This is a genomic window from Amycolatopsis rhizosphaerae (assembly GCF_007713715.1).
Classification (GTDB): domain Bacteria; phylum Actinomycetota; class Actinomycetes; order Mycobacteriales; family Pseudonocardiaceae; genus Amycolatopsis_E; species Amycolatopsis_E rhizosphaerae.
Map to the genome: position 1 here is coordinate 1 of NZ_VJWX01000370.1, position 7,287 is coordinate 7,287.

Below are 7,287 nucleotides of genomic sequence, written 5' to 3' on the forward strand. Positions count from 1 at the left end.
AGTACCGGCTGACCGCCGAATAGTGCTCGGCCACTGCGTCGAGCGCGGCCGGGGCGTCCGGAGCGACCCCACCGCGCATCACCTCGGCGAGCCGCCGGAACAGGGCTCTCCCCTGCGCGGCGGCGTGTTCGTAGTCGCCCGCGCTGAACCCCTCCTGCGCGCGCTGACCGTCCTCGAAGGCTGCGGCCGCGACGGGCCCGAAACCGGCGCCCAGCGTGTCGCGCATGGCGTCCTTCTCCTGCCGCAATCCCTCGAAAAACCGCTCCGGATCGGAAATCCTCGCCGCGCCGAGATCGGCGATCGTCGCCTCGACCGCCCCGATCACGCGGTCAAGGTGCTCCCGCTCCGCCCGCAACCGGACCAGTTGTTCGTGCAGGGCTTCCGCCTCGCCGGTGCCCTGCCGCAGCACCTCACCGATGCGCTCGAGGCCAAGGCCGAGGCGCCGCAACAGGAGGATCCGCTGCAGGCGCAACAGTTCCCCGCGCCCGTACCAGCGGTAGCCGTTGCGGCCGACCTCCGCGGGCGGCAGCAGGCCGAGCTGGTCGTAGTGGCGCAGGGTCCGCGCCGAGACGCCGGAGATCCTGGCGACCTCGCTGATGGAAAACCGCACGGCCGACCTGTCCTCCGGGAAGAGTTGACCTTCACACTACGTCAACTTCTACCGTGCCCGGCATGACGACGACCATCACGGGCATCCGCCTGTTCGACGGGGAGCGCCTGACGGCGGACACCGCGGTGCGGCTCTCCGGAGGACTCATCGACGCCGTCGGCGGGCCCGAACTGCTCCGCGACGGCGACCACCACGTCGACGGGACGGGCTGCACCCTGCTGCCCGGCCTGATCGACGCGCACGTCCACCTGCTGCCGGGCGCTTCGCGCCAGGCGCTCACCTTCGGGGTGACCACCGTCCTCGACATGTTCTGCCTGCCGGATCTCCTGCGCGGCGCCCTCGACGCGAGCACGCACCCCGACCACGCCGACGTCTTCTCGTCGGGGGTCGGGGCGACCGCCCCCGGTGGCCATCCTTCCCTGATGTACGGGCAGTTCCCGGTCGTGACCGGGCCCGGCGACGCGGACCGGTTCGTCGCCGCCCGGATCGCCGAAGGCGCCCGGTATCTCAAGGTCTTCTACGAGCAGGGCACGGCCGGGGGGCCGTTGTCCGCACCCTCCCTCGACGTGCGGACCGTGTCCGCGCTCGTCGAAGCGGCCCACCGGGCCGGTCTGCTCGTCGCCGCGCACGTGTCCACCGGCAGGGCCGCGCTGGACCTCCTCCCCACGGGGGTGGACGTGCTCGCCCACACCCCCTTCGATCCCCTCACCGACGACCAGGTGCGCGCCATCGCCGCGGCGGGCGTGGCGGTGGTCTCGACACTGTCCATTGCGGATGGTTTCCCGGACGGCGGCGGCACCATGCCGCTGCTGAGCCGTCCCGCACTCGCCGGACGGCTCGGGCCGCGCTGGTCAGCGGTGATCGAACGGCAGGGCCGGCGGTGGATGCCGCCACAACTGCCCGATTTCGCCGTGGCGGGCGACAACGTACGCACACTGCACCGCGCCGGTGTCCCCGTGCTCGCCGGTACCGACGCCCCCAATCCCGGCCTCGCCCACGGCGCGAGCCTGCACCGGGAACTGGAGCGCCTCGCCGCGGCGGGACTCACCCCGGCCGAAGCGCTCACTTCGGCGACCGCGCGCACGGCGACGGTGTTCGGGCTCGCCGACCGGGGCCGGGTGCGGCCCGGCCTGCGTGCCGATCTCGTGCTCGTGGCCGGGCAGCCCGACCTGCGCATCCGGGACAGCCAGGAAATCCGGGCGGTGTGGAAGGAGGGGATCCCGGCCGGCCTGGGTTCCTATGTGGACTCCCCCGACGAGACCGAAGGCCTGCGGACCCTGCGCGAACAGACCGAGCGCGTGGTGGCCGCCGTGGCCGCCGTCCTCCCCCGGCCCGAGCCGGTCCCGGTCCGCCGCGACGAGGACGGGGAACTCCTGGGCTATCTGGAACGCGCACCGGAACGGGCACCGGACCACTGGCGGCCGCTGACCGTGTTCGGCGGCGAACTCGGCGAACCCGTTTCCCGGGACGACGCCGAAAACCTCGTGCGGGCCGAAGGTCTCGCCTCCCTGACCGAGCCGTGGTGGGTCGAGGAGACACCCGGCCGGTGGCGCGAAGCCCGCGTCCAGGAGGCGCACGCGGACCGGCTCCGCGTGCGGTGGACGGACCCGCTGGCGGACCAGCCCGCCCAAGGGCAGTGGATCGATCCCCGCGCCGTGGCCGTACGCCGCCGTCCGCCCGCGCGACCGTCCTCAGCCGAGGGTGGGGAAGGCCGCGCGTAGTTCGGCGAACACCGGATCCCCTTGCGCACCGAGAAGATCGCGGGAAACGCCATCGCCTGCTGACGGGCCCCGCCCGTCAGTTCGCCGTCCAGGGCCGCAGTTTCTCGGGATTGCGGACCGTCCAGATCCGCGTGATCCGCCCGCCCGCGACGGCGAACGCGAACACCGTCACGGTGACACCGTCCACCTGGGCGACCAGTCCGGGCTGGCCGTTGACGGTGCGCTCCAGCAGCGTCATGCCGGGCACCAGGCCGGCGATGTCGAGGCAGGCGCGCGCGATCCGCTCACCGCCGTCGATCGGGCGGAGTGCGGCGTCGGCAAGGCCGCCGCCGTCGGCGGTCGCGGTGGCGGCCGGGTCGAGCACGGCGATGAGGGCGTTGATGTCCTTGGCTTCCCATGCCTGCTTGAAGCTCCTGACCAGACGGGCCTGCTGGGCCGCCGAAGTCACCGACGTCGCCGGAGGCTGCGAACCGCGAATCCGGCGGCGGGCCGAGGAGGCCAGCTGGCGGCAGGCCGCCGGGGTGCGGCCGACGATCTCGGCCACTTCGGCGAAGGAGTAGCGGAAGACGTCGTGGAGGACGAACGCGACCCGCTCGGCCGGGGTCATCGAGTCGAGCACCACGAGGAAGGCCATGGTGACCGACTCGTCCAGGGTGATCCGGTCGGCCGGATCGGCGGGGACACCCCGCCGGTCGCCGGTCCACTCCCCCGGTTCGGGCAGCGGCTCGGGAATCCATTCGCCCACATAGGATTCCCGGCGCACCCGAGCCGAGCCGAGCACGGTGAGGCAGATCCGGCCGGCGACCGTGGTCAGCCAGGCGCCGGGGGCCTTGATGGCCGCACGCTGCACTGGGGACAGGGCATACCAGCGGGCGTAGGTCTCCTGCACGACATCCTCGGCCTCCGCCAGGGAACCGAGAAGCCGGTACGCGAGATTGATCAACTGACGCCGCTCGCTCATGATGGCGCTCAGTCCCGGATCCTCTCGGGTGGTCATGGTCTCGCCGGCTCCCTCGGTCGTAGCAGTCCTCGCCAATCCGACAAGACAGCACAGCGAACTGTCAGGCCGCCGCTGCCCTGACCGGCCGCGCGGCCCCGCGCGTCCAGCGTCGGAAAGTCAGTCCCTTTTGGGGCCTTTCGGCTCTCGCCGCTGGTCGGCCCCGGTGAGGAGGGTCGAAGTGTCCTTCAAGTGCCTGCTGCCGAGGAGGTAGTGATGTCCGACAACACGACGGGCGGCTGGGGTCCCGGCCACCAGGCCGGGGAACTGGCCCGGTCCGCCACCGGGGTCATCGTGCTCGGGGTGACCGCGCTGATCGCCGGGGTGCTCATCCTCGCCTGGCCCGGCGCGACCGTCGTCGCCGTGGCGTTCGTCTTCGCCCTGCAGATCATCGTCGCCGGGATCTTCCGGATCATCGCCGCCTTCAGCGCGCACGAGATCCGCGGCGGTGGCCGCGTCCTGCTCGCCCTGCTGGGCATCGTGTCGATCCTCGTCGGCATCCTGTGCCTGCGCCATCCCTTCCAGACGGTCGCGGTCCTGGTGCTGCTGCTCGGTCTGTTCTGGATCGTGGCGGGCATCCTCGAGACCGTGCACGCGGCCGGGGCGCACGACATGCCCGGCCGCGGCTGGGCGCTGGCGGCCGGCGTGATCAGCATCATCGCCGGCATCTTCGTCCTCGCCTTCTCGGCCACCAGCGTCCTGATCCTGGTGCTGGTACTGGGCATCGAGCTGCTGGTCTACGGCGCGCTCACCACCGGGCGCGGCATCCAGCTGCGCCAGCGGTCCCACCGGGCCGCGGTCCGTACCGGGCACCGGCCCGTACACCCGTGAGGAGTCCGGCCATGTCACAACGTCCCCCATCGTCCACCTCGGACCGGGTCCGGGCCAACACCAGGCTGATCGTCGCGGTGGTGCTCACCGTGATCGCGCTGGTGTTCATCCTGCAGAACCGGCAGACCGTGCAGATCAAACTGTTCATCCCGACGGTCAGCGGCCCGCTGTGGGCGGCGCTGGCCGCGGTCGGCATCGTCGGCCTGCTGGTCGGTTTCGCCCTCGGCCACCACCGCCGGCGCTAAGGACCGGCGGTGGTGGCCGTGAAGGGTCCCTTCACGGCCAAATCGACTGTGAAGGGACCCTTCACGGCTTGCCCCAGCACTGGCGTCAGCACTGGCCTCAGCGGGTTTCGCCGAGGGTGAGCACGACTTTCACGTCGTCGTCCCGGCGTTCGAACGCGCCGGGGAAGTCCCGCAGTGGCACGCGCCGCGAAACCAGCCCGGACAGCCAGCCTGCGGGCGCCTTGGCGAGCGCGTCCGCGGCCAGGCGGTAGTGGTGGAAGTTGGCGTTGACCGAGCCGAACACCACGTCGTTTTCCAGCACGATCTCCCGGTTCGCCGCACCGGTGTCGAAGCTCAGCCGCCGCCCCGCACTGGACACCCCGGTCAGGCACACGATGCCGTAGGGCCCGGTGGCGGTCATCGCGGCCAGTACGACCGGGGCCGCGCCGGTCGCCTCGATCACGATGTCCGGACGGAGTTTCCCGGCCAGCCCGGCGACGTCTTCGTCGTGATAGGTGGCGCCGAGCTCGCGGACGAGCCGTGGCTTCGGGCCACCGGTGACGCGGTCCAGGACATGGACGTCGAGCCCGCGCTCGACGCCGAGCAGCGCGGCGAGCAGGCCGATCGGACCAGCGCCGGTGACCAGCACCGACCGCGGCTCGAACCAGGACCGCGCGCCGATCCGCTCGATCTCGTCCCAGGCCTTGGCGACGACGCTGGCCGGTTCCATCAGCACGCCGGTCTCGGCCAGGTTCGGGTCCAGGCGGACGGCGTAGGCGGGATCCACCCGCCACAGCTGGCTGCCGTAGCCGTCCAGCTCCCTGATCCCGCGCTCGGTGTAACGGCCGTTGCGGCACATGTCGAACTTCCCGCGCGCACAGGCGCCGCAGGGCACCGGGTCCGGCCTGCGCACCACCCCGACCACGTAGTCCCCCTCGGAGAACCCGCTCCCCTGGGGCGCCCGGCGCACGCGGCCCAGCGACTCGTGGCCGATCACGAGGCGGTCCCGCCCCGGCGAGGCCCAGCCGTAGCGGCCCGCGGCGATCTCGCGGTCGGTGCCGCAGATGCCCATGGCGAGCCCTTCGACCAGCAGATCTTCCTCCCCCGGATCGGGGTCGGGGACCTCGGCGACCTCCAGGGAGCCGGCCTGTCCGGGCAGCACGGTGAGTGCGCGCATCCCACTCCCCCTCCTCGGTGGTGTCCACTTCGGACCTTGTCTGCGGCGCCGCATAGAACGCCGCCCTCCCGGGTACCACCACGAACGTTGCCTACACCAAAGGTTCGCCCGCGTTCACGGGCGGGAAAGGGGCACGACGGTGACCGAGGCGCGCGTGGTCGTGGTGACCGGGGCCAGCGGCGGGATCGGCCGGGCGGCCGCCCGCGAGTTCGGGGCCCGCGGGGACCGGGTGGCCCTGCTGGCCCGCGGTGAGGAGGGGCTCGAAGCCGCCGCCAGGGACGTGGAGGAGGCAGGCGGTCAGGCCCTGCCCATCTCCGTGGACACCGCGGACCACGCGGCCGTGGACCGGGCGGCCACGCGCGCCGAAGCCGAACTGGGGCCGATCGACGTCTGGGTCAACGACGCCTTCACCAGCGTGTTCGGCCCGTTCACCGAGATCAGGCCGGAGGAGTTCCGGCGGGTCACCGAAGTGACCTACCTCGGCTACGTCCACGGGACACGCGCCGCGCTCGACCGCATGCTGCCCCGCGATCGCGGGACGATCGTGCAGGTCGGCTCCGCGCTGGCCTATCGCGGGATCCCGCTGCAGAGCGCGTACTGCGGGGCGAAACACGCGATCCAGGGATTCCACGAGGCGTTGCGCTGCGAACTGCTGCACGACCGGTCGGGCGTGCGGGTGACCATGGTCCAGATGCCCGGCGTCAACACTCCGCAGTTCGACTGGGTGCTCAACCGGCTTTCCCGCAAACCGCGCCCGGTCGCACCGGTCTACCAGCCGGAGATCGCGGCGAAGGCGATCGCCTACGCCGCCGACCATCCGCGCCGCCGCGAGTACTGGGTCGGCGGTTCGACGGTGGGCACCCTGCTGGCGAACAAGATCGCACCGGGCCTGCTCGACCGCTACCTCGCCCGTACCGGCTACTCCTCCCAGCAGACGAAGCGAAAGCGTGATCCCGGCGAGCCGGTCAACCTGTGGGAGCCCGCCGACGACCGGGCGGGGCAGGACTTCGGCGCGCACGGCCGGTTCGACCGCTCGGCCAAGGCCACCAGCCCGCAACTCTGGGCCTCCCAGCATCACGGCCTGCTCGGCGCCGTGGCCACCGGGGCCGCCGGCCTCGCCGGCACGGCCATCGCGCTCGCGAGGCGGCACTGACCCGCGCGGCACCGACGCGGCGGAGACAGGCGGAAAGGAAGGATCGATGGCCCTGCGCCTCGAGGACTACGCCCTGATCGGCGACACCCAGACCGCCGGTCTGGTCGGCTACGACGGATCCCTGGACTGGCTGTGCCTTCCCCGGCTGGACTCCGGAGCGTGTTTCGCCGCGCTCCTGGGCACCCCGGAGCACGGCCGGTGGATCATCCGGCCGGAAGGCCCGGCCCGCACGCTCCGGCGGGGCTACCGCGAGGACACGATGATCCTCGAAACCGATCTGGCCACCGACGACGGCGTGATCCGGATCGTGGACTGCATGCCGATCCGGAAGGATCACCCCCGCGTGATCCGGCTGGTGCGCGGCCTGCAGGGCAAGGTCAGGGTGCGCAGCGAGACCGTGGTGCGCTTCGAGTACGGCCACGACCGGCCCTGGATCCGGCGTGAGGGCAAGCGGCTCCAGGCGATCGCGGGCCCGAACGTCGTGGTGCTGGACGGCGATGTCCCCCACCACGTCGAGAACGAGACCTGCGTGGCCGGGTTCACCGTGGCGGAGGGCGACGAGGTGGGCCTGCGC

8 protein-coding genes are annotated in these 7,287 nt (G+C 72.2%); 5 read left to right on the forward strand and 3 right to left on the reverse strand.

Annotation, left to right across the window (positions count from 1 at the left end):
- Positions 1-610 (reverse strand): MerR family transcriptional regulator (locus FNH05_RS27630; protein ID WP_144591754.1); only part of this gene is annotated, 610 nt, incomplete at its 3' end.
- A 62-nt stretch (positions 611-672) separates the two neighbouring features.
- Here FNH05_RS27630 and FNH05_RS27635 point away from each other — a divergent pair.
- Positions 673-2,331 carry an amidohydrolase family protein gene (locus FNH05_RS27635; RefSeq protein ID WP_246127971.1) on the forward strand — a complete coding sequence of 553 codons (1,659 nt, stop codon included), beginning with the start codon at positions 673-675 and terminating at the stop codon, positions 2,329-2,331.
- A gap of 76 nt (positions 2,332-2,407) precedes the next feature.
- Here the strand turns inward: FNH05_RS27635 and sigJ are convergent, their stop codons facing one another.
- Positions 2,408-3,328 carry an RNA polymerase sigma factor SigJ gene (gene sigJ, locus FNH05_RS27640; protein ID WP_144591758.1) on the reverse strand — a complete coding sequence of 307 codons (921 nt, stop codon included), beginning with the start codon at positions 3,326-3,328 and terminating at the stop codon, positions 2,408-2,410.
- 216 nt (positions 3,329-3,544) lie between these two features.
- Between sigJ and FNH05_RS27645 the strand changes: the two genes are divergently transcribed.
- A complete protein-coding gene (locus FNH05_RS27645) occupies positions 3,545-4,159 on the forward strand; it encodes an HdeD family acid-resistance protein (protein WP_144591759.1) in 615 nt (204 codons plus the stop codon).
- Between the two features lie 11 nt (positions 4,160-4,170).
- A complete protein-coding gene (locus FNH05_RS27650; RefSeq protein ID WP_144591761.1) occupies positions 4,171-4,404 on the forward strand; it encodes a LapA family protein in 234 nt (77 codons plus the stop codon).
- A gap of 97 nt (positions 4,405-4,501) precedes the next feature.
- Here the strand turns inward: FNH05_RS27650 and FNH05_RS27655 are convergent, their stop codons facing one another.
- Complete coding sequence (locus FNH05_RS27655) at positions 4,502-5,560, reverse strand: glucose 1-dehydrogenase (protein WP_144591763.1); 1,059 nt, start codon at positions 5,558-5,560, stop codon at positions 4,502-4,504.
- Positions 5,561-5,699: 139 nt separating this feature from the next.
- Between FNH05_RS27655 and FNH05_RS27660 the strand changes: the two genes are divergently transcribed.
- Positions 5,700-6,713, forward strand: a complete 1,014-nt coding sequence (locus FNH05_RS27660; protein ID WP_246127972.1) for an SDR family oxidoreductase — start codon at positions 5,700-5,702, stop codon at positions 6,711-6,713.
- 46 nt (positions 6,714-6,759) lie between these two features.
- Positions 6,760-7,287, forward strand: a 528-nt coding sequence (locus FNH05_RS27665; protein ID WP_222426723.1) for a trehalase-like domain-containing protein, incomplete at its 3' end; no start/stop codon positions are given.